The 20777-nt window shown below is 48.0% G+C and carries 22 protein-coding genes and 1 riboswitch; of the genes, 1 reads left to right on the top strand and 21 read right to left on the bottom strand.

Annotated features, from left to right (window positions below; genetic code table 11):
* Nucleotides 1–298: 298 nt before the first annotated feature.
* From EKM71_RS01455 to EKM71_RS01440, 4 genes are all read right to left on the bottom strand, one after another.
* Complete coding sequence (locus EKM71_RS01455; RefSeq protein ID WP_057878902.1) at nucleotides 299–520, bottom strand: YozE family protein; 222 nt, start codon at nucleotides 518–520, stop codon at nucleotides 299–301.
* A gap of 12 nt (nucleotides 521–532) precedes the next feature.
* Nucleotides 533–1129: a YpmS family protein gene (locus EKM71_RS01450; RefSeq protein WP_125572902.1), complete on the bottom strand. Its 597-nt coding sequence runs from the start codon at nucleotides 1127–1129 to the stop codon at nucleotides 533–535.
* 16 nt (nucleotides 1130–1145) lie between these two features.
* The gene (locus EKM71_RS01445) at nucleotides 1146–2072 is read right to left on the bottom strand and encodes an SGNH/GDSL hydrolase family protein (RefSeq protein ID WP_125572901.1); all 927 of its coding nucleotides are present in this window, start codon (nucleotides 2070–2072) and stop codon (nucleotides 1146–1148) included.
* A gap of 65 nt (nucleotides 2073–2137) precedes the next feature.
* Nucleotides 2138–2989 (bottom strand): DegV family protein, encoded by an 852-nt coding sequence (locus EKM71_RS01440; protein ID WP_125572900.1) that lies wholly within the window; start codon nucleotides 2987–2989, stop codon nucleotides 2138–2140.
* 167 nt (nucleotides 2990–3156) lie between these two features.
* Between EKM71_RS01440 and trhA the strand changes: the two genes are divergently transcribed.
* Entirely contained in the window at nucleotides 3157–3798 is a 642-nt protein-coding gene (gene trhA, locus EKM71_RS01435) for a PAQR family membrane homeostasis protein TrhA (protein ID WP_125572899.1), read from the top strand.
* Between the two features lie 67 nt (nucleotides 3799–3865).
* Here trhA and EKM71_RS01430 read toward each other — a convergent pair whose 3' ends face one another.
* The 17 genes from EKM71_RS01430 to EKM71_RS01350 form a co-directional block, all read right to left on the bottom strand.
* Nucleotides 3866–4366 carry a dihydrofolate reductase gene (locus EKM71_RS01430; protein WP_125572898.1) on the bottom strand — a complete coding sequence of 167 codons (501 nt, stop codon included), beginning with the start codon at nucleotides 4364–4366 and terminating at the stop codon, nucleotides 3866–3868.
* Between the two features lie 15 nt (nucleotides 4367–4381).
* Nucleotides 4382–5332 carry a thymidylate synthase gene (locus EKM71_RS01425; protein ID WP_125573023.1) on the bottom strand — a complete coding sequence of 317 codons (951 nt, stop codon included), beginning with the start codon at nucleotides 5330–5332 and terminating at the stop codon, nucleotides 4382–4384.
* A 13-nt stretch (nucleotides 5333–5345) separates the two neighbouring features.
* Nucleotides 5346–7238 carry an ABC-F family ATP-binding cassette domain-containing protein gene (locus EKM71_RS01420; RefSeq protein ID WP_125572897.1) on the bottom strand — a complete coding sequence of 631 codons (1893 nt, stop codon included), beginning with the start codon at nucleotides 7236–7238 and terminating at the stop codon, nucleotides 5346–5348.
* Nucleotides 7239–7264: 26 nt separating this feature from the next.
* On the bottom strand, nucleotides 7265–8458 hold the full coding sequence (locus tag EKM71_RS01415) for a CCA tRNA nucleotidyltransferase (RefSeq protein WP_125572896.1): 1194 nt from the start codon (nucleotides 8456–8458) through the stop codon (nucleotides 7265–7267).
* 237 nt (nucleotides 8459–8695) lie between these two features.
* Nucleotides 8696–9958: a tetratricopeptide repeat protein gene (locus EKM71_RS01410; RefSeq protein WP_125572895.1), complete on the bottom strand. Its 1263-nt coding sequence runs from the start codon at nucleotides 9956–9958 to the stop codon at nucleotides 8696–8698.
* 212 nt (nucleotides 9959–10170) lie between these two features.
* The gene (locus tag EKM71_RS01405) at nucleotides 10171–10446 is read right to left on the bottom strand and encodes an HU family DNA-binding protein (protein WP_011667553.1); all 276 of its coding nucleotides are present in this window, start codon (nucleotides 10444–10446) and stop codon (nucleotides 10171–10173) included.
* Nucleotides 10447–10683: 237 nt separating this feature from the next.
* Nucleotides 10684–11991 carry a ribosome biogenesis GTPase Der gene (der, locus tag EKM71_RS01400; protein WP_125572894.1) on the bottom strand — a complete coding sequence of 436 codons (1308 nt, stop codon included), beginning with the start codon at nucleotides 11989–11991 and terminating at the stop codon, nucleotides 10684–10686.
* A 92-nt stretch (nucleotides 11992–12083) separates the two neighbouring features.
* The gene (gene rpsA / locus EKM71_RS01395) at nucleotides 12084–13394 is read right to left on the bottom strand and encodes a 30S ribosomal protein S1 (protein WP_125572893.1); all 1311 of its coding nucleotides are present in this window, start codon (nucleotides 13392–13394) and stop codon (nucleotides 12084–12086) included.
* A gap of 73 nt (nucleotides 13395–13467) precedes the next feature.
* On the bottom strand, nucleotides 13468–14154 hold the full coding sequence (gene cmk, locus EKM71_RS01390; RefSeq protein ID WP_125572892.1) for a (d)CMP kinase: 687 nt from the start codon (nucleotides 14152–14154) through the stop codon (nucleotides 13468–13470).
* A 36-nt stretch (nucleotides 14155–14190) separates the two neighbouring features.
* Entirely contained in the window at nucleotides 14191–14802 is a 612-nt protein-coding gene (locus EKM71_RS01385; RefSeq protein ID WP_125572891.1) for a LysM peptidoglycan-binding domain-containing protein, read from the bottom strand.
* Between the two features lie 71 nt (nucleotides 14803–14873).
* A complete protein-coding gene (locus tag EKM71_RS01380; protein ID WP_125572890.1) occupies nucleotides 14874–16289 on the bottom strand; it encodes a RecQ family ATP-dependent DNA helicase in 1416 nt (471 codons plus the stop codon).
* A complete protein-coding gene (locus tag EKM71_RS01375; protein ID WP_125572889.1) occupies nucleotides 16264–17325 on the bottom strand; it encodes a helix-turn-helix domain-containing protein in 1062 nt (353 codons plus the stop codon). Before EKM71_RS01375 ends, EKM71_RS01380 begins: the two co-directional genes overlap by 26 nt.
* A gap of 92 nt (nucleotides 17326–17417) precedes the next feature.
* The gene (locus tag EKM71_RS01370) at nucleotides 17418–18002 is read right to left on the bottom strand and encodes an ECF transporter S component (RefSeq protein WP_125572888.1); all 585 of its coding nucleotides are present in this window, start codon (nucleotides 18000–18002) and stop codon (nucleotides 17418–17420) included.
* 112 nt (nucleotides 18003–18114) lie between these two features.
* A riboswitch (FMN riboswitch) is annotated at nucleotides 18115–18233 on the bottom strand.
* Nucleotides 18234–18292: 59 nt separating this feature from the next.
* The gene (locus EKM71_RS01365) at nucleotides 18293–19015 is read right to left on the bottom strand and encodes a pseudouridine synthase (protein WP_125572887.1); all 723 of its coding nucleotides are present in this window, start codon (nucleotides 19013–19015) and stop codon (nucleotides 18293–18295) included.
* A complete protein-coding gene (gene scpB, locus EKM71_RS01360) occupies nucleotides 19016–19615 on the bottom strand; it encodes an SMC-Scp complex subunit ScpB (RefSeq protein WP_125572886.1) in 600 nt (199 codons plus the stop codon).
* On the bottom strand, nucleotides 19593–20381 hold the full coding sequence (locus EKM71_RS01355) for a segregation and condensation protein A (RefSeq protein WP_125572885.1): 789 nt from the start codon (nucleotides 20379–20381) through the stop codon (nucleotides 19593–19595). Before EKM71_RS01355 ends, scpB begins: the two co-directional genes overlap by 23 nt.
* Nucleotides 20335–20730 (bottom strand): N-acetyltransferase, encoded by a 396-nt coding sequence (locus EKM71_RS01350; RefSeq protein WP_125572884.1) that lies wholly within the window; start codon nucleotides 20728–20730, stop codon nucleotides 20335–20337. Before EKM71_RS01350 ends, EKM71_RS01355 begins: the two co-directional genes overlap by 47 nt.
* Nucleotides 20731–20777: the final 47 nt, after the last annotated feature.

Raw genomic sequence — 20777 nt, 5'->3', positions numbered from 1 at the left:
ATGACTCTCCCCTTACTTAATCGTATTGTGTCAGCCAAGGCTTAAATCCCCCTTTTGAATCCATTTGATTTGAATGCGACTTCACCGAAACTATCGCAGCCAGTGAACTGAACTGTTGTGCACCAAGGTGTTTGTGCCAGACCGTGAGATTAAGTAAATTAAAATGATTATTCCCGTGTGTTGATTGCGTACCATAAAGATATTGGCTGAAGCGGAAATTGTGGAATCAACGTTACCCCAAAACAAAAAGCCTATCCGCAGATAGACTTTGGTGTTCTCGATTCAAATTCATAACGTTTTAGGCCAACGATGCCAAGTAGAGTTGCCAAGCATCATCAAAAATAGTCATAGATGGCAAGTATGGTGCATTTTCTTCCAGATATTTAGACAAGGGATCGAACTCGGTCTCCTGTTTTGGGAAGGCACTATCCAGAAAGGCATTGTTGGCAAAATTAGCGATGGTGTCGTAACTTTCAGGGTTACGTTGGGTCATGAGAAATTGATAAAATGTCTTAGGCATACAAGTCCCCCCTTACTTTTTCGGAATCCGTGCTTGGAAAACGAACTTCCCGGCTCCGGACATGTCGATCTTCTTGGCAGCATATGAGAGTTTCTTGCCATTGCCAATAGCCGTCAGATGCAGGGTCATGGTACTTTGTTTTGTATCCATCGCGACCCACTTAGGCAACGGGTAATTCTTGGCGATGTAGCTCATGACAAAGCTAATTGGCACGGGCAATGATCCCACTGAAAGCTTTTGCGCTTTCAATTTAACATCACCGGAAGGGAGTACTGTTGGCTTTAAGAGTAACACGAAGTTCACATTTGTGCCGAGAACCTTGGTTGACCCAGTGATCATCGCGTGATCCGTCACCTGGAACTGATACTTAACATCTTGCCCTTCAAGAGACTTGTTGACATAGTAGTCTGCCAAGGCATTCACCTGGCGTTTGTTCAGGGTGACATTAATGTTGGTAGTATCGGTATCGGGTTTGGCCGTCGAGGCAACCTTTACGCCTGACGTGGCTTTAATCCCCATGACAACGAGGATGATGATGAACAGACTAACCAGTCCAATGAACCCCCACTTCCACCAATTGGTAGGAGTGGCTGTTGAATGTCGTTTCATAAAAATTGGTGCCTCCTTATTTCATTAGCCACTGTTGATGGGCCTGCATTTGCTTAAAGACATAGTCCGTCATCAAGCGATACCCCTTGGCGTTGGGGTGAAAATGATCCACGGGTGACAGATAATCATTTAGCTCGTCAGCTGTATCGCTGGCCATAATCTGTTTCTGAAAGCTTTGTGCTGAGAGTTTACCATCGTTAGCCTTTTGGGCGGTCCGTTTCAACTTGGCCTGTTGGGTCACTGACTTAAACTGACCGACGGATAGGGCCCGGTTAATATCAACCATGTAGAGCTGCTTAAACTTGCCGGCAGTCTGTTTCGTGGCGTCATTCCACTCATCAACGGCATTGGTGATCTGCTCCACATCAGCAAAATAGACGTAGATGGGATTGTAGATTGAATAGAGATAAATAGGAGCATCCGGATTATAGTGACGAACCGTCTTCAACAGATGGTGGAGCTTCTGCTGATAGGTGGTTTCTGCGGTGTCCAGTTGTGTATTGAGGCGTGACTTCTGATTAATGGTGACATTCTTGGTCAATGTCTGTAAGAGATCATTACCCCCGACAGTCATCACCACTGCCTGAGCCTTTCCCAATTGATGTTGCATGCGAGAGCTCTTAACCAAACGGTCTTCAATCTGGTCACTTCGATCACCGGACTTCCCATAATTATGCATGACCACTTTGACGTGGTCCTTCTGGCGAATCATGGTCTTAAGCCGCCCCGTATAACCGCCCTGTTCGTCCTTTTGCGGATCACCGACCCCTTCGGTCAGTGAATCGCCTAAGGCTACGACCCGAACGATTTTACGGTGGCGATTGGCATTGCTGTTCTTCGTGGTTCGAACACCGGGATGCCAGTAGGTCAAGGCAGCTAACACGATGAGTACTAGGAGTAAAGCGACCCCAATCACCTTACTAAGTCTTCCAATTTTTTTCATTTTAAAAGTCCCCCTCGGGATAAATAAAAAGCGGTGGCTATGCCACCCCTTTTTTGTCGATGGTGTTATTTAGTTGGATCCGTATAGTACATCAGAGCAAAGGCACCAGGTCCCCCATGGGTGGCGATGATGGGCACCGTTTCTCTGACCAGGACATCTTTGTCCGGAAACATGTCATGTAAGCGACTTTGAATCTTGTCGACGGACTCGAAGGCCTCGACGTGTGAGATACCGATTGCTTGAATGTCAGGAAGTTGTTTCATTTGATCGTAAACTTTATCAAAGTAACGGTCGATGGTCTTCATGCCTCGGCCCTTAGCTCGAATTTTAAGCTCACCACCGGTTACCTGGAGGACAATCTTAATGTTTAGCAATGAGGTTAACATACCTGCAGCCCGACTGAGACGACCACCCTTGAGAATGTTTTCAAGCGTCACGACACCCATGAAAAGTTTGGTGTGGTCACGGACGGCAACGGCTCGGTCTAAGATAGCTTGTTTTTCAGCTCCCGCGTCAGCTAGTTTAGCGGCTTCGACGACTTGGAAAGCCAAGGCCTGATCAGTATATTGACTATCCACAACAGTCACGTCGGTTTTCGATAATTGCGCAGCCTGTTCGGCGGTATGAACCGTTCCACTGATGGCGGCCAACATACTGAAGAAGATAACCGAACTCCCATCTTCACCCAGCTTGTCGAAAGTTTCAACGAACTTACCTAACGGCGGTTGGCTTGTCTTAGGCAATGTCTTTGACGTCTTCATTTTTTCAATAAATTCTTTATTTGTAATGGATTCCCGTTCAACGTAAATGGTGTCATCGATCATGACCGTCAACGGGATAATGGTAATGTTATAGTCTTGGATTTGCTGATCGGTTAAGCCAGCAGATGAATCCGTAACGATTTTAAATTTAGCCATGGATATCCCACTCTTTCTGACCAGAGATTTGGTTTATGCTACAATATGCGTAATGAAACATACGGTAATAGTATAGCAGAGTTACTGAACTTTTTCAGTAGTAGTTGCTAACTCGCCGGACCAGTTTGCTAAAAGTTTTCAGACTGGTTATTTAAGGAGGAGTTTGCTTGACACAAGAACGTAGTCATACTTACCAAATCGTTAATGAAGTGCTTAACGCCGTGACGCATGGCATCGGTGTCGCGCTGAGTATCGCAGGACTGGTGATCCTGATTCTACAAGCTCATAGTAAGGGCGGACAGCTGCGGATGACCACTTTCTTGGTCTATGGTATCATTTTGGTTCTATTTTACTTGGCTTCGACACTCTTCCACGGATTGTACTTTACCCGTGCCAGTCACGTCTTTCAAATATTTGATCATTGTGCAATCTACCTATTGATTGCCGGAACCTATACGCCGTTTAGCCTATTAGTCGTAGGCGGAACCTTAGGCTGGGTCATGTTCGGGATTATCTGGGCCATGGCAGTCGCTGGAGTCGTTTACAAGGCTATCTGGTTAGGTAAGTTCCAGAGACTCTCCACGATTATTTACGTCGTCATGGGTTGGATGTGCCTAATGGGTATTTCACCTTTGTATCACGGACTCGGGCCGATCGGGTTTAGCCTATTGGTAGCCGGCGGCGTCGCCTTTACCCTGGGGGCCGTCATCTACAGCTTTAAGGGAATTCCATTTGGTCACGTCATCTGGCACCTCTTCGTAATGCTGGGGACTGGCTTGATGTACTTCTCGATCTTATTTTATGCCTAAGCGATAATATGAATAATGGAAAGAGGAAGTTGTGCCTAACGGCGCAACCTCCTCTATTTTTTTGCCATTATTTTCCGGTGAGTCGCTGATACTGTTCAAACCGGTAATCGTAAGGGTTCTGCTCATTTCGAACGCCAGGTTGTGTGGCAATCAACTCGAATTGATCGTAATTGATGGCGGGCATCCAGGTATCTCCAGCGAAGTCAGCGGCAATCACAGTGCGATAGAGTTGGTCGACGTCGGATAGTAGTGCCTCAAAAATCTGGGCCCCACCCACGACGAAGAGTTTGTCTTGGCGATGAGTTGCAGCATACTGTCGAACAGCCTCGAGGCTGTTCAGTACGATGACTTCTGGCGGGAAGTTAGTGCGTTCCTGGTGAGTAATGACAATGTTTTGACGATTGGGTAACGGCCGGCCAAACGAAGCATAGGTCCGTGAGCCCGCCAGGATGGTGTTTCCGGTCGTTACTGTCTTGAAGAAATGCATGTCGGCTGGTAGGTGCCAAGGAAGCTGGCCTTTTTGGCCGATAACGCCCTGGTTACCTTCTGCCCATAGGAAGATTAACATAGGTGCCCTCCTGTCTTAGACGGCCACAGGGGCCTTAATTGCGGGTGCAGGGTCATAGCCTTCGACCTTGATATCGTGCATATCGTAATCGAAGATACTGGTTTTATCCGGATTCAGCCACAGCTTAGGGGCCGCTTTCGGTGTTCGAGCCAGCTGTGTCTTAACCTGTTCAATATGATTACTGTAAATGTGAGCGTCTCCTAAGGTATGCACGAAGTCACCAACTTCGAGGCCGACTTCCTTGGCAATCAAAGAGGTTAGCAGAGCATAGCTGGCGATATTGAATGGTACGCCAAGGAAGATGTCGCCACTCCGCTGATAGAGCTGACAGCTTAATTTTCCATCATTCACGTAGAATTGAAAAAGTGTGTGACAAGGTGGCAAAGCCATAGAAGGCACATCAGCGGGATTCCAAGCTGAGACAATCATCCGTCGAGAATCCGGATGAGTTCGCAACGTCTGAATCACGTTGGCCAACTGGTCAATGGTTTCACCGTTATGCCCCTGCCAAGCGCGCCATTGACTCCCATAGACCAAGCCGAGATCACCATAGTGGTCCCCGAAGGCTTGATCGTTTAAAATCCGGTCGTCAAAGGCTCTTTTTTCGGCCTGGTACTGGTCATTAAAGTCAGCATCGACGAGTGAACGTCTTCCAAAGTCAGTCATGTCGGGGCCGTGGTAGTCCGGACTCTCGATGAACCGTTGAAAGGCCCATTCGTCCCAGATGTGGTTATGATGCTGGAGAAGAAAACGAATATTGGTATCCCCTCTTAAAAACCAAAGCAGTTCCGATTTGATGAGGCCGAAAGGAACCTTTTTCGTGGTTAAGAGTGGAAAGCCCTCCTGCAGATTGAAGCGCATTTGGTAACCAAATAGACTGATAGTGCCAGTTCCCGTTCTATCGGTTTTCTGGTGTCCTTCTGTCAAAACAGTTTTGGCAAGGTTAAGGTAAGCCTCTTCTAACATGCTGGTCGTCTCCTTAGTCGGCGTATTCGCTGAGATATTCCCAACGAGCCATCTTTTCATCGAGCTGTTGATCCAATTGGTCTAGCTGTTGTTGCAAATCGGCCAACTTATCATAGTTGGCGCCGTTGGCATTCATGGCGTCCTTAACCTGTGATTTCTGGTCCTCCAAGCCATCAATGACGCCTTCGATACCTTCCCATTCCTTTTGTTCGGCATAGGTCAGTTTGACCTTCTTCTTAGGCTTTTCTGGTGTTTTTTTGGCGACCGTCTTAGGAGCCTTCTTTTCCGTGACCTGAGCCTTATCAGCTTTCAGACGGTCATTCAGGTACGTACTGAAGCGACCGGAGTACCGATCAATCTGTGCGTTGCCGTTGAAGATCAAGAGGCGATCGGCAACCTTGTCCAGGAAGTATCGGTCATGGGAAACCGTAATAACCGTTCCAGCAAATTGTGAAATATAATCTTCCAGAACAGTTAAGGTCCCAATATCGAGGTCGTTAGTTGGTTCGTCTAATAGTAAGACGTTTGGCTGTTCCATGAGGAGTTTCAACAGGTAAAGCCGGCGTTTCTCTCCACCGGATAATTTGCGAATGAGTGTGCCGTGCATAAATCGTGGGAACAGGAATTGTTCCAGAAGATCGGTGACACTGACGGCATTCCCATCCTTGTCTGTGACCGTTTGGCCAACTTCGGAGAGATAGTTGATCATGCGTTTATCTTCAGGAATCGGTTCGATCTGTTGCGTGTAGTAAGCCATCTTGACAGTTTCCCCGATGGATACTGTCCCAGAATCTAAAGGTAAGCGCTGGGCAATAACGTTTAAAAGACTGGACTTACCGGCTCCGTTGTCGCCACTGATCCCGATACGTTCGCCGGCCTGAATGAGGTCGCTGAAATCCTTGAGAATGTGGTGACCCCCGAGATCTAGTGAGGCCTCTTTGAGTTCAATAACCTTTTTTCCTAGACGTTGTTGCCCTAATGAAATGGCCACGTTATGTTGTACTTGACGTGTACCCACGTTATCTTCCAGATCGTTAAAGCGGTTAATCCGAGCCTGTTGTTTCGTTGAACGGGCTTGTGCCCCAGCCTTCATCCAAGCTAGTTCTTGTTGGTAGAGTCGCTGTTGCTTCCGATCGGCGACAGCCTCTTGGCTAACCCGTTCGGCTTTCTCCTGAACGTAAGCCTGATAATTACCGGGATACTGGTAGAGTTTCCCGAAGTCGAGTTCCCAAATCTGATTGGCCACCTGATCCAGGAAATAGCGATCATGAGTTACAACGAGCAAGGCACCCTTGTAGGCACTTAGATATTGTTGGAGCCAGGCAATGGAGTCGAAGTCCAAATGGTTGGTCGGTTCGTCCAGCAAGAGCAGGTCTGGCGATTGAATCAATACTTGTGCCAGGCCAACCCGTTTGATTTGGCCTCCAGACATGGTTTTAATCTCCTGTGTGAGGTCCGTAATCTTTAATTGCGTGAGGATGGTCTTAACGTCACTCTCAGCTGTCCAGGCGTCTTCTTCGTTCATTTGTGCCTCGGTATCCAGATAACGTTGAAGTGCCTTCTGGTCTTCTGGATGGGCCCCATAGGCGGCCAGAGCAGCTTCATATCGCCGGATAGTCTTAAAGACAGGTTGGTCACCAGAAAAAACAGCGTCCATCACCGTCAGATTCTCATCCAAGTCGGGTTTTTGGGTGAGATAACCGATACTGTATTCTTTGGGAGTGTCGATCACCCCTGTTTGGTCATTGCTGACGCCGGCTAAGGTATCCAATAACGACGTTTTTCCACTTCCGTTGACTCCAATGAGCCCAATTCGGTCGTGTTCGTTAATAATGAAATTCAGATTGTCAAAAAGTACTTTTTCACCGTAAGTTCGGTGTAAATTCTCTGCACGTAAGGTTTGCATACTGTCTTCACTCTCTTAGTTTAGATTCAGTTGATCGTAACTTTTTTGATGAGCGCTGTGGCGTCGTTGGGTAACTGTCCCGTAACAACTTGGAATTCAAGATCGCCCAGGGTCGCTCCCAACTGAGGTCCAGGTTGAATTCCGGCTTTGATGAGATCACGTCCCGTGACGGCCAACTGTTTTTTATCATGAATGGGCAATGCGGCATAAGCCTGTGATAAGTCAGTTGCGCGATCGGGGGCGCCAAGAATGACGGCGACTTCATTGGCTCGTGCCAAATTAGCGCCACCCTGGTAAAGTTGCCAGGCATTGAGCTCACCTTGACGAAGACGCTGTGCCGTTTGGCTGGCGCTTTGAACGGTGGCAATAGTTTGGTTGGCTGTTTTCCAGTGTTTCAAAAATGGCGAAACAGCAGTGGCTGGTAGATCAAATTGCGTTGCGAGTAGTGTCCAAGCAGTCTCTGCATCACTTACGCCGTGAGTCAGGCGTTGTGTCAGATCAGTTAAGGCGCCCTCGTGTGTCGCAAAGTCCGGACAATGTTGCCAGAGTCCTGTTTTCATGAACGGCTTCAGCCCCCGTTGTGGTGTCCGTCCCGTGAAGAGCTTGAGAAGTTCGACCTGGGTGCGTTCAACGGCAATCTTAGCGAGTAGTTCGGCGTGATCGGTAATGGCTGCTAACGTCGGTTCGACAATGGTAAAGTCGAGTTGACTAGCGAAACGAACGGCACGCATCATACGTAAGGCATCTTCGTGGAACCGTTCTTGTGGATCGCCCACAGCTCGAATTTGATGAGTTTTCAGGTCATTGAGGCCATCGAAGAGATCAATGATTTCGCCGTCCTCCTTCATTGCCAAGGCATTGATGGTGAAATCACGACGCTTGAGATCCTCTTCTAAGGATCGAACAAAGGTCACTTGGTCTGGCCGACGAAAATCGGTATAGGTTGACTCCGACCGAAAAGTCGTCGTTTCATAGCCAGTTCCGTGGTCTAAGATCATAACCGTTCCATGTTCGATACCAGTATCGACGGTACGGTGAAAGAGCCCCTTAATCTCATTGGGATAGGCGCTGGTGGCGATATCGACGTCGTGAATAGGTTTCCCTAAAATAGTGTCACGGACACTCCCACCAACGAAGTAGGCTTCGTAGCCTGCGCGTTCGATGGTTTGTAGGACGGGCCGTGCCAGCTCGAATTCTTGTGGTAAGTGGTTCAATTGCATGTTTTCCGTCACCTTTCCAGCCGATAATAGTCGGTCGTGCTCTATATGCCAGTCTAACAGATTCGGCCGCAGAATTGAATTCAAAGACGGGTCCCTTTTGGTAGAAATGGGTCGACTGTTGTTAATTGGGCTACAACCGCGGTTTTTGCGGTTGTGATTTGATGAAATCTTAAGTTAAAGTAATTAATGTGTCTTAACTTGTTAAAAAAAGGTGACCCGTTAGGCCACCTTTTCCTGTTAATTTTCCTGATAGCCTTCCAACATCAAAGCCATTTCTTCATCGTCAGGCACGACCTTCAGATAAGCCTTGAGTAACTTCACGACTTGGTCAGTTGCCCCCTCTTCACGGTAGAAGTAGATAGCTGGCTTTAAAAAGTCTGCCTGGTCCATGAAAAACGGTGTTGCCGCATCGTAGTACTTTCTTGCCGCGTCATAATCCTCTTGATTTAACGCCGTAACTGCTAAGTTCCAATAGAGTTGTGGATCGGCATCCTCACTCGCCAAATAAGGCTTGGCCAGTTCCGCGTTCTCGTCCCAACGTTCCTGCTTCACATATAGGTTACTGAGCTGAATCACAGCGCCTAAGTCTTCGCTGTCTAGTTCATGCCCTTTTTTCAAGTAACGTTCAGCAAGCTTCTCATCGTCCAATTTTGTGGCCACATGGGCTGCTTGGAGCCAAAGTTTCTCATTATACTGGTCGACGCCCAAACCTTCCTGAAGGCTCTTCAGGGCCTCAGAAAGTCTGTTCTCGTCCTCTAGTGCCTGTCCCAGGTAAGGATAGAGTGACGTGTAATGAGGATCGGACTCTTTCAACTCATTAAATAAGGTAATGGCCGTTGACCGTTCCTTCAGTTGCAGGTAGGTAAACGCCGTTTCAAATTTGACGTCCGGGGTCATCTCACCTGAATGAATCTGTTTGAGATAACCAATGGCTTGCTCAAAACGTCCGGCATTGGCATAGGCCACCCCTAAGCGTTCCACCAGATTCACCTGTGAGAGCGACGTCGTGCCACTAGTAATCAAATCTAGGTATAAGGGAATAGCCTTCCGAAATTCACGCATGGTGAAGTATAATTCGGCCAGAGCAAAGGTGATGACCGGCTCGTCTGGGGCCAATTTTTTCGCCGTCAGAAGCTTCTGTTCACTCACTTCAAAAAGCTCTTGCGTCTGGTACAAATCGGCCGCTACCATCAGGGATTCCACATAAGCCGGTGAGTCTGGGTTGACCTGGTTCAAATAATCCAGAGCTTCGTCATTTTTATCTTCATCGATCGCAATATCTGCTAAGTTTGTTCGTAGCTCATCTTCATCTGGATACTTCTTCAAAAGTTTCTCATAGATGCGTCGAGACTGGTTCAGAAAACCCAGTGAGTAGAGTTCCTCCGCCAAACTGAATAAGGTATCATCATTGTCATGACGTAGCGACAAGGCGTACTGTTTCTTGAAATCCTCGAGCTGTCCCTTTTCCAATTGGTCAAGTGCTGTTTGTGCGTAACTCATAACCCGCCTCCATTTAATCTGCTAGTTAGGTGTAGCACTGCCACGGCTACACACAGTCATTGTTCCCTCTAAAATTCGCAACGCATTTAATTATACGCAATCCTATCAAACATGGAAACCATAAACACTCAGTCCAGCACAATTTTGAGGTCAAAAAAACCAGACCGACAAAAGTCGACCTGGTCCTTTACCGATTAAATAATGAAGAGTCATTATTTAACAGCATCCTTTAAAGCTTTACCTGGCTTGAATGCAGGTACTTTGCTTGCTGGGATTTGGATTTCTTGTCCAGTTTGTGGGTTACGGCCCTTACGAGCTGCACGTTCACGAACCTCAAAGTTACCAAAGCCGATCAATTGAACCTTTTCGCCTTTAGCTAACGTTGCTTGGACAGAATCGAAGACTGCATCAACTGCAGCCGTTGCGTCTTTTTTAGTTAAACCAGTTGCAGTTGCAACGTCGCTAACCAATTGTGCTTTGTTTGCCATGTTTGAATTCACCTCCTGCAAAGAAGATTAGATGATTACCATCTAGGTCATTTTTGAGTGGTCCAAAAATGATGAAACAAATACGGTCAGCCGCATCATTTCTTAATCAAAGATAGCACAGGAAGCCTTATATGACAAGGGATAACGGCATTTTTTAGTAATAAAACGTCGAATATTAAGAGTTTTCGGTGAAAACTCACCAAAATCCCCCTTAGACCCGGTCTAAGGCCCTTTATCCTACTTTCTTGCGCGTTCAATCAGATGAAGTGGTGTCCCCTCGAAATCGAAGTGTTCCCGAATCTGATTTTCCAAGAAACGCTCGTAAGAGAAGTGCATCATTTTCGGATCATTGACAAAGACCACGAAGGTTGGTGGCGCCACTGCGACCTGCGTCGCGTAGTAAACCCGCAATCGTTTTCCGTTGTCCGACGGCGTTGGATTAACAGCAATGGCATCCATAACCACATCATTCAATGTGGACGATTGAACCCGTTTGTTATGATTCTCGGAAACCCGCTTGATCAACGCTGGAAGTTGTTCCAAACGTTGCCCCGTCTTAGCAGAAACGAAGACAATCGGCGCATAACTCAGGTACTGGAACTCCAGTCTAATCAGGTTTTGGAAGTCCGTCAGTGTGTGATTGTCCTTCTTCAAGGTATCCCACTTGTTGACCAAAATAATGATCCCACGTCCCGCTTCATGAGCATACCCAGCGACTCGTTTATCCTGTTCACGGATACCTTCTTCAGCATTCATGACCATCAGGACAACATCTGAATTATCAATCGCCCGCATGGCCCGCATCACACTGTAGCGTTCCGTGTTCTCATAGACCTTCCCGCGCTTTCGAATACCAGCCGTATCGACCATGGTAAACTTCGTCTTGTCAGCAGTAAACTTGGTATCGATCGCATCACGTGTGGTTCCGGCAATGTCAGATACAATAACCCGGTCTTCACCAAGAATGGCGTTAACCAACGATGACTTTCCAACGTTAGGTCGACCAATCAGGCTGAAACGAATCGTATCGTCCTTAGGTGCCCCACTGTTGTCAGGAAATTCCTTAACAACGGCATCAAGTAAGTCTCCTAAACCAAGTCCGTGAACCCCAGAAACAGGGTATGGATCGCCAAATCCTAAGGAATAGAAGTCGTAAATTGACTCCCGAACTTCTGGATTATCAGCTTTATTGACGGCCAGAATAACTGGCTTGTCGGCCCGATACAAGATCTTAGCAACCCGTTCATCGGCATCGGTCACGCCCTCAGGGGCGCTCACGATAAAGACGATCACGTCAGCTTCTTCAACCGCGATCTCGGCTTGTTGGGTAATTTGAGTCATAAATGGTTCGTCACCGAGGTCAATACCCCCGGTATCAATCATCCGGAATTCAGTTCCTAGCCACTCTCCACCAGCATAAATCCGGTCACGAGTGACACCTGGCGTATCTTCGACAATCGAGATTCGCTCACCGGCAATCCGGTTGAATAACGTCGACTTTCCCACGTTGGGGCGGCCGACAATGGCAACTACTGGAAATGCCACGACAATCCCTCCTTTAATTTCAAATAGTGACGAAAAAAGGTCTGGAACGAAACCAACAAAGTTTCGCTCTAGACCCATTTCAACCAAACGTATTAGTTGTTTTCGTTATCTTCCATATCTTTCTTTAAGCTATCACCAATCAGATCACCTAAAGAGAAACCAGTGCTTTCTTCTGGGGCGTTAGCCGTTGAAGTTTCAGCAGAGTTCCGGCTGTTACGACGACGGTTGTTACCGCCATTGTTACGGCTACGGTTGTTGTTACTGCTGCTCCGGTGTTCGTCAGCATTGCTGTCGTCACCAGATTGTGGCTTTTCTTCAAGAGCCTTAATTGATAAGGCTAAACGGTGGTCGTTAGGACGAACGTCCAAGACCTTAACCTTGATTTCTTGACCAACCTTCAGAACGTCAGCAGGCGTTGCGATGTGTTGGTGAGAAATTTGGGAAATGTGAACTAAACCTTCAACGCCAGGGAAGACTTCAACGAAGGCCCCAAAGCTAGTCAAACGCTTAACAGTTCCGTCCAAGACACTACCTTGTGGTGCCTTTTCTTCAATACCATCCCAAGGTTCTGGTAAAGTTTGCTTGATGGAAAGGGAGATACGGTCACGATCTGGGTCTACAGATAAGACCTTAACCTTAACCTCTTGACCCACCTTCAAAACATCGCTAGGCTTTTCAACCCGTTCAAAGGCGATTTCTGAAACGTGAACCAACCCATCAACACCACCAAGGTCAACGAACGCACCGAAGTTGGTCAAACGAGCAACCTTACCTTCAACAATGTCGCCGGCGGTCAGCTTAGCCATAATTTCAGCTTTTTGTGCTGCCCGTTCCTTTTCGACAATTGCACGGTGAGATAAGATTAAACGATTTTCACTAGGTTCGATTTCGATGATCTTGAATTCAAGAGTCTGACCCTTAAATTGAGAAAGATCTTCAACGAAGTGGTCGGATACCATAGATGCAGGAACGAATCCACGCACACCAGCATCAACAACTAACCCACCCTTAACCACTTGGGTAACAGGGGCAGTTAACGTGTGACCAGCTTCGAATTCTTTTTGGATGTCGTCCCAAACCTTACGGGCTTCCAAACGACGTTGAGACAGTAAGTAGCTACCGCCTTCCTTATCGGTACCGATACGAGAAATTACGACGAGGTCCATAACGTCCCCGACTTTAATTACAGTATTAATGTCATCTACTGGCTTAGTTGATAATTCCTTCTTAGGAACTACCCCTTCAATTCCAGTGTCGGCAATGCCGACGATTGCTTGTTGGTCATCATCAATTGCTAAGACTTCACCCTTAACAACGTCACCAACTTTAACGGTTTCGATGCTGTTTAAAGCATTCAATAAATCGTTGTTTTCATTGTTTTGACTCGTGCCATTTTCACTCATGCGAATTTTTCCTCCTTGCGACAACTCTATATACTATTCTAGCCGATTGTGCCAGTAAAAGCTAGTAAAATGCCTATTTCTCTAGGGATTCTTTTTCTTGAATAATTTCAGCGATTCGATCGGCAACTTGTTCGATGGACATTGACGTCGTATCGAGCCGAATCGCATCGTCTGCTTGGGTTAATGGTGAAATCTTTCGAGTGGAATCTTTACGGTCCCGTTCTTCGATCTCATACTTCAATGTTGCCAATGGCGTATCAATCCCCTTGGCTGCATTATCCTTCAAACGGCGTTGCGCCCGTTCATCGACGCTTGCAACCATGAAGATCTTCACTTCGGCATCAGGTAAAACCGTCGAGCCGATGTCTCGGCCGTCCATGACAATGCCACCAGCGTCAGCGATTTGCCGCTGGCGTTCCGTCAATTCAGAACGTACCGCAGATAGTGCGGATACTTGAGAAACTGCGTTCGTAACATCCGGCTGACGAATGGCCAACGTCACTTCGGTATCATCCACATAAACCTTCTGAACGGGCTTACCGGGTTCAAACCGAATCACGATACCATCTAATAGTTTCTTGATAGCCGCCTCGTCATCCAAAGCAACACCTGCCTGTAACGCCTTCCAGGTAATGGCCCGATACATTGCACCCGTATCGCAGTAAATATAGTGGAACCGCGTTGCGACAATCTTAGCAACCGTACTCTTACCAGCCGACGCCGGCCCGTCGATTGCAACTTGCAAACCTTGTTTATCCATGAAAACCAAGCTCCCTATCCAATTTTAATCATTTGCTTATCTAACCCGTAAGCGCTGACCCGGATACAATGACGAACCCGAGGAAAGGCCGTTAAGTTCTAGCAATTTGTCTACCGAGATGCCGGCGTTAGTCGCCACGCGGTAAACACCTTGACCAGATTCAACGGTCGTGTACTTGGCACCAGCAGTTGTACTACTGCTACTCGTGGTCTTGCTAGACGATGAGGCCGCTTGACTTTCTTGGGTAGCCGAAGAGCTGCTAGTCTTCTTTGCTGAACTAGCAGTCGTATTCGACGTTGAACTCTTCTTGCGACTACTAGCCGTTGAGGAAGACTTTTGACTAGTCGAGGATTTGCTCGACTTGTGTTTAGCCGCCTTAGACGAATGTGACGAAGTTGACGCCACGTTCTCTGTATTCTCGGGCCGGTTAACCGCGCTTTGCCGAGCTAAACCATAAACCAGTGAGGCCGCGGCAATAACGATAATAATAGCAACGAGAATAATCGTCACCATCGTATTGCTGTGATTCTGCCGCCGCATTTTCGTTCGCGACAGGTTACCCTGATCGTCGCGATCATCGGCAAACGATTGATCCCACGGATGGGATTCTTGCTCCTTTGGTGTTTGATCGTCACGCTTTTGACTCATCATCTAACCTCCCAGAAAAACTTTCACCCGTAATTGTACCATATCGACAACCTGAATTCTCTAAAATCTTCTTAAAATAGCTGTCTAAGCTGGTCACGCCAAGCGGTTTCGTTTCGAGTGCCTGTTGCCATGGTCGTCTGTCGAAGACCCAAGGTTGCTAAATCGAGTGCAACCGCTTTAGGGGCACAGCACTTATCGCTATGTACGCCGTGCTCATCGAAGGCTTTCAACCAGTTCTGACGTAAGCACTGCGGTTCTCTGACGTAACTGAGCATCTGGGCCAGAGCCCGGTTGCGTTCACGCTCTCGTCGCGTGAAAAGTCGACTTACAGCTTCCTCACTGATGCCGTGATTACGATAAAAGACCAGGAGATGTACCCCAGGGTCAGCATCATCAAATGCCTCTGGTCGTGCATAGTACTCATGCACGGTGACTGCCGTTGGTCGATTTGCCTGACCTAACATTAAGGGAAGCTGCTCATCCCCTGGTGCATACAGCAAGACTGCCAGACTGGGATCGCCGTCACGGCCTGCACGACCGATCTCTTGTGCATAGCTTTCCATATCCGCTGGGAGATGGTAATGAATCACATACCGAACATCATTCTTATCGACACCCATTCCAAATGCACTGGTAGCACAAATCAAGTCCAATTGGCCGGCCATATATTGCTGTTGAATCTTAAACCGTGAGTCGCTATCTAGTCCGGCATGATAAGCCGCCACAATCTTCCCCGTCTGTGACTGCAACCATAAGGCCATATCACTGGCAAGCTGCTTACTGGAGAAATACACGATTCCTGGCCCTGGCAACTTGCCAACCAGCTCAGCCAATCGCGCTTGCTTCTCGTTGCCATCACCAACACCTTCCACATCTAAAAAAATATTCGGTCGGTCCACAGAAGTCGCCACAACCTGTGGCTGACACCGTAACTGATGTGCAATTTCTTGACGAGTCGTCTTACCTGCCGTGGCTGTCAACATCAGTGTCCGGGGCATCCCCAGCTTCTCTCGAATAGCCCCCAGTAGCAGATATTCCGGTCGAAAGTCGGGGCCCCACTGAACGATGCAATGTGCCTCGTCAATGACTAGAAGACTGAGATTCACCCGACGAAGTTGGCTCAACATTGTCGGCTGTGACAACATCTCCGGAGACATGAAAAGAAACTGATAGTCCTTCAGATGACGTAAAATAGCTTGACGTTCGTCTCGTCCAGTTAGCGAATTAATCGCCGCTACTCGCCGAAACCCAGCCATTCGCATACGATCAACCTGATCATTCATCAGAGACAATAAAGGAGACACGATCAGGACACAGCCAGGATGGCGATAGCCATAAAGCTGATAGATTAGTGTTTTACCGGCACCAGTCGGTAGAACAGCCAGAACATCTTGTCCCGCTTCTAGATCATGCAAAGTCTCTGCCTGCCCCGTTCGAAACTTTTCGAAGCCAAAGACACGTTTAAGGCTCGCTGTTAGTTCTTCCATCGACTAGTGCACCGCCTTTCTCAATCCAAATGGCATAGAGCCGAAAGTAAAAGAAATCATATTGCTGCTGTAAGTCATTAGGTAGATTAGTATATTGCCAATCATCAATCGCACCCGTTAAATTTTTATCAAAAAGCTGACATAATTCAAGTGTCAGAATTCGCCCATAGGGAAAGTCTGATAATGGAAGAAAAATGGCCGCCTCTAACAAATGTTCCCGCACCGTACTGAGCTTGATTCGACGTTGTGCCGCCACTTGGTCAAGATCACCGGTCTGTCGGACGGCTGCTAAAGTCAACTGGGCACTTCGCGTGACCGGTGACTGCCACAAACTACGCAACAGGCTGGTAAATGGCGTCTCTGTGACCCGGGCATCCTGACAAATCTGCATCAGCCCATCCAGTTGCATGAGGGTCACCTCCCAGGCTGTCCGCTGATGGGCCTGCGCCACCTGTTCACGCGTTAATCCTGGATGTTGATAACCCGTCAACAAGCTCGTCGTGACCGTCGCTACCTCCTCTGGTAATTGCTCCAAAGCATGCATTAAAACGTGTAAAATTTGTTTCCCAAGTTGGGCGGACTTTACACGTTGAAACCAAGCTCTAACCGCTTGACGTGTCACCAGATCTGTCGTCAGCGGATAGTACCGCCGGGTGGCATGGGTATATTCACTGACAACCTGAACGGCTAACAGGATCCGTTGACGAGCCGCCATCAAGTCCAACTGAATCCATTGGTCTGCCATCTGTGGCTGATAATAGTCTCGTTGGGCGGCAATGACCCCCGCCGGCGTTAATCGGAGCTGGTCATTTTCCTCATCCAAGGTCGCCAGGCCCCCGGTGACCAGTGACTGTGCCGCAGCATCTAAAGCCCCGCGATCCAGTGTCTTATCCAACCCAATCAGGGGCAATAACTGGTATCGTTGCCCCCAATACAGGGTCGAGACCGTCTTTTTACCACGAAGGAGGTTTTCAATCACCCGCAATCGTCGGGCTTGCTGTGGAGTCAAAACCTGAATTAAATCCGCCGCTTCCAAAAGACCATCTCCTCATATCGCTTAATTTTACCATAGAAAAAGGACTGACGACTGCCAGTCCTTCGTTTGTCTGTAATTGTTTATGCGTGTCTTTATGACAGCGTATGCTTAGCCATCCAGGGTGCCAATCGCCGATTCAATGGAATAAATAATACCCCAAGCACAATTCCCTTGATCAGGTTAAATGGAACGACTCCCAGCAGAACCAACTGCTTCACAGGGAGTCCAAGATTCATGTGCCAGACCTTAAGATAGAGTGGCGTAATGACCCACCAGTTTGCTAATGACAACACGACCGTCAGGCTTACTGTTCCCGCAATAATAGCGAGAATGTGTCGCCGAATCGAAGCCGCGTGTTGTCGCCGCAAAATAGCACTGATAGGTAACACGTAAGCCATATCGGCAATGAAGGCCGTCATGACACCAATGAAATTCATGATGTCCATCCCAGTTGTGACGAAGTACAGCAGTTCCTTTAAGGCGGCGATGAGAATTGCTCCCGTGGGACCAAAGACACCCAGCCCCACTAATACCACTAGGTCACTAAGATCTAACTTCATGTACGGCACGATAGGAATAATTGATACCGACATAAACATGAGAATGTAGGCGACCCCCGCAAACAGTGACATTTCCACCATTGCACGAACCCCTAGACCCTTGTGAACATTTTCCATAATTCTGTTCCTCCTTGCGGCCATCTCAGTGGTGAGACCACGAAAAAAGATCCCACCACAGAAGGGTAAGACCTTGGCTTTACGTAAACATGGGCCTACGCAAAGAGCAACGTCTCATCTTCTGCATACCAGACTTTACTGTCGGTTCCGGAGTTTCACCGAATCAACCGCTTAACGCGGGTCGCGGACTTTACCGCCGGTCGGGAATTTCACCCTGCCCTGAAGATGAACCATAAATTATTTGACACTACAAATATACTAATGCCACGAGTGACTGTCAATCATTTGACTTAGGCCAGATCCGTCAGTCGTCTTAATTCCTTAACTTCTTCTGGTTTCAGATAACGTGAATCACCAGGATTAAGACCCTTGAGCGTCAGCTTGGCGTACTCTTCTCGCTTCAACTTTTCAACAGGACAGCCCACACTAGCTAACATTTTCTTGACCTGGTGATTCTTTCCTTCATGAATGGTCAGCGAGACAATCGCCGTATGCTTCTTGTCATCGGTACTCAATACCTTGGCCTTTGCTGGTGCATAGGTGACATTATCCACTTCAACTCCCTGACGCAATTGACGTAAGGCATCGTTGGTTGGAATTCCCGTGACCTTCGCCACGTACGTCTTCTCAACCCCATACTTGGGATGCGTCAATCTGTTGGCAAGCTCACCATCATTGGTTAACAACAACAGGCCAGTCGTATCGTAATCTAAACGGCCCACGGGATAAATTCGTTGGGGAACGTTTTCGATCAGGTCCACAACTGTTTCGCGCCCCTTTTCATCGTTAGCGGTCGAAACCACCCCACGAGGCTTGTACAACAGAACGTAGGTTGGGGCTTCACTAGACACCGGCACACCGTCCACCACGATTTTGTCGTGGACACCGACCTTCGTTCCGAGTTCTGTGACAACGTCACCATTGACCCGTACTCGGCCACTCATGATGAGCTTTTCCGATTGACGTCGTGATGCAACCCCGTCATGGGCTAAGACTTTTTGTAATCGTTCCATTTATTCGTCATCTCCTGCTTGATTAAGTTGTTGATTGAAGGCTTTTAAAAAGATGTCGCCACCATCTTCGCCCGCCTGGTCACCGGTCGTTGCCGCAGCGGGTAACGGCGGCAGATCTGTTATCTCTTCTAGGCCAAAATAGTCTAAGAAGTAAGCACTGGTCCGATAAAGTTTCGGTCGTCCAGGCTCATCTAACCGTCCCGCATCTTCGATCAGGCGACGCAAGACCAATTTTTGCACGGTAGAGGCACTCTGAACCCCGCGAATCTCATCAATCTCGATGCGCGTAATGGGCTGCCGGTAAGCAATAATTGCCAGCACCTCTAAGGACGCCGGCGACAAACTCGTGCTCAGTGGATTTTCAAAGTAACGTTTAATAAGATCGCCGGCCGTGGCCTTGGTTACTAGCCGGTAGGTCGTCTCATTCACCATCAATTCCAAGGACGAGTCGGGATCAGCCCGGTATTTCTCCGCTAACCGTTCAAGACTGGCTAGAATGGCTGGTCGTAAGAGGCCAGTTGCCGCAGCCAAATCCGCTACAGTGATCCCTTCATCGCCACTCACGAACAAAAGACTTTCAATTTGTGCCAGAGGTGACATCGGTGGCATAACTTCCTTTCGCTTTCAAAAAATTCACTTGCAGGGGCAAGAGCCGACTAGCCTGTGAGAGTGCTACTTGTCGTTGTCGAGCCAATTCAAGAATCGCCAAGAAGGTTGTGACAATCTCGTCCACAACCGAAGTCTGTCCCACTAGGCGTTCAAAATCCATCGGTCCCTGAGCTTGTTCTAACCGAGTCAAGACCACCTGCATCTGTTCTTTAATTGTGTAGTGTTCTTGCTGAATACTCTGGGTGACCGGCCGGGCAATGCGGGCGCGTTTAATCAGGCGTGCCAAGGCTGACTGAAGATCCACAGCCTTGAGCCCTGGTTCAACGGTTAAGACCACGTCATCTGGAACGGCCATTGCCGGACGAGTAAAATGTTGCTGTCGCTGCTGGGCTCTGACCTTCAGTTCCTGGGCAGCCTGCTTATAACGCTGGTAATCCAGCAGCCGTTGCACCAGGTCCTCCCGCGGATCACCCTCGGGTTCCACGTCATCATCCGTCACCAGTGTTGGCTTAGGCAACAACAGTTTCGCCTTAATCGCCATCAGGTTGGCCGCCATGACAAAGTATTCGCCTGCAATATCCAAGCGCAACACCTGCATCTGATGCAGGTATGTCAGGTATTGACTCGTGATGGTTGCGATTCGGATATCATAAATATCCATTTCATTAGTTTTAATTAAGTGAAGCAATAAATCAAGCGGTCCCTCAAAATCACTGACCTGAATCAGTGGTTGACCGCTGGGCGTGACTTTGTCCATGTTGATACTCCCATTTTGCGATAATCTTAGCGGTCGTCAGGGTTCCCATTAACCGTTTATCTGGTAACGCCGTTGCAAGTTGATCCAACATCTGCCAAGTATTTTCGGTGAGATCTTGATCCGGCGTCAAGGTGACTAGCCGAACAATCAGATAGTCTCCCTGAACTTCGGTACCCACGGCCCCGGCAAAATCATCGTGGTCGTCCTTCCACAAATAGAGTCGTCTGCTATCATCACTCTGATACCAGATGAGTTCTCGCTGCAGTCGGTCCCAATCCTTAAAGGTGGGTAACAGGCTCAGAAGTCCCATCGCAATCTTTTGATAATCGCTCCGATATTTCAGTAACATGGTCTGCCTCCGTTTAAATCGTCCCTATACCTTACCACAAAGCTTCG

Origin of the sequence: Levilactobacillus huananensis (assembly GCF_003946145.1) — a bacterium.
Taxonomy (GTDB): Bacteria; Bacillota; Bacilli; order Lactobacillales; family Lactobacillaceae; genus Levilactobacillus; species Levilactobacillus huananensis.
The sequence above is the reverse complement of the archived record's forward strand: the minus strand, read 5'-3'. Positions and strand labels throughout refer to the sequence as shown.

Excerpts from the sequence above, each read along its gene's own strand:
- EKM71_RS01455 (WP_057878902.1), bottom strand. The coding sequence starts at position 520 with ATGCCTAAGACATTTTATCAATTTCTCATGACCCAACGTAACCCTGAA.
- EKM71_RS01450 (WP_125572902.1), bottom strand. The coding sequence starts at position 1,129 with ATGAAACGACATTCAACAGCCACTCCTACCAATTGGTGGAAGTGGGGG.
- EKM71_RS01445 (WP_125572901.1), bottom strand. The coding sequence starts at position 2,072 with ATGAAAAAAATTGGAAGACTTAGTAAGGTGATTGGGGTCGCTTTACTC.
- EKM71_RS01440 (WP_125572900.1), bottom strand. The coding sequence starts at position 2,989 with ATGGCTAAATTTAAAATCGTTACGGATTCATCTGCTGGCTTAACCGAT.
- EKM71_RS01430 (WP_125572898.1), bottom strand. The coding sequence starts at position 4,366 with ATGTTAATCTTCCTATGGGCAGAAGGTAACCAGGGCGTTATCGGCCAA.
- EKM71_RS01425 (WP_125573023.1), bottom strand. The coding sequence starts at position 5,332 with ATGTTAGAAGAGGCTTACCTTAACCTTGCCAAAACTGTTTTGACAGAA.
- EKM71_RS01420 (WP_125572897.1), bottom strand. The coding sequence starts at position 7,238 with ATGCAAACCTTACGTGCAGAGAATTTACACCGAACTTACGGTGAAAAA.
- EKM71_RS01415 (WP_125572896.1), bottom strand. The coding sequence starts at position 8,458 with ATGCAATTGAACCACTTACCACAAGAATTCGAGCTGGCACGGCCCGTC.
- EKM71_RS01410 (WP_125572895.1), bottom strand. The coding sequence starts at position 9,958 with ATGAGTTACGCACAAACAGCACTTGACCAATTGGAAAAGGGACAGCTC.
- EKM71_RS01405 (WP_011667553.1), bottom strand. The coding sequence starts at position 10,446 with ATGGCAAACAAAGCACAATTGGTTAGCGACGTTGCAACTGCAACTGGT.
- rpsA (WP_125572893.1), bottom strand. The coding sequence starts at position 13,394 with ATGAGTGAAAATGGCACGAGTCAAAACAATGAAAACAACGATTTATTG.
- cmk (WP_125572892.1), bottom strand. The coding sequence starts at position 14,154 with ATGGATAAACAAGGTTTGCAAGTTGCAATCGACGGGCCGGCGTCGGCT.
- EKM71_RS01385 (WP_125572891.1), bottom strand. The coding sequence starts at position 14,802 with ATGAGTCAAAAGCGTGACGATCAAACACCAAAGGAGCAAGAATCCCAT.
- EKM71_RS01380 (WP_125572890.1), bottom strand. The coding sequence starts at position 16,289 with ATGGAAGAACTAACAGCGAGCCTTAAACGTGTCTTTGGCTTCGAAAAG.
- EKM71_RS01370 (WP_125572888.1), bottom strand. The coding sequence starts at position 18,002 with ATGGAAAATGTTCACAAGGGTCTAGGGGTTCGTGCAATGGTGGAAATG.
- EKM71_RS01365 (WP_125572887.1), bottom strand. The coding sequence starts at position 19,015 with ATGGAACGATTACAAAAAGTCTTAGCCCATGACGGGGTTGCATCACGA.
- scpB (WP_125572886.1), bottom strand. The coding sequence starts at position 19,615 with ATGTCACCTCTGGCACAAATTGAAAGTCTTTTGTTCGTGAGTGGCGAT.
- EKM71_RS01355 (WP_125572885.1), bottom strand. The coding sequence starts at position 20,381 with ATGGACAAAGTCACGCCCAGCGGTCAACCACTGATTCAGGTCAGTGAT.
- EKM71_RS01350 (WP_125572884.1), bottom strand. The coding sequence starts at position 20,730 with ATGTTACTGAAATATCGGAGCGATTATCAAAAGATTGCGATGGGACTT.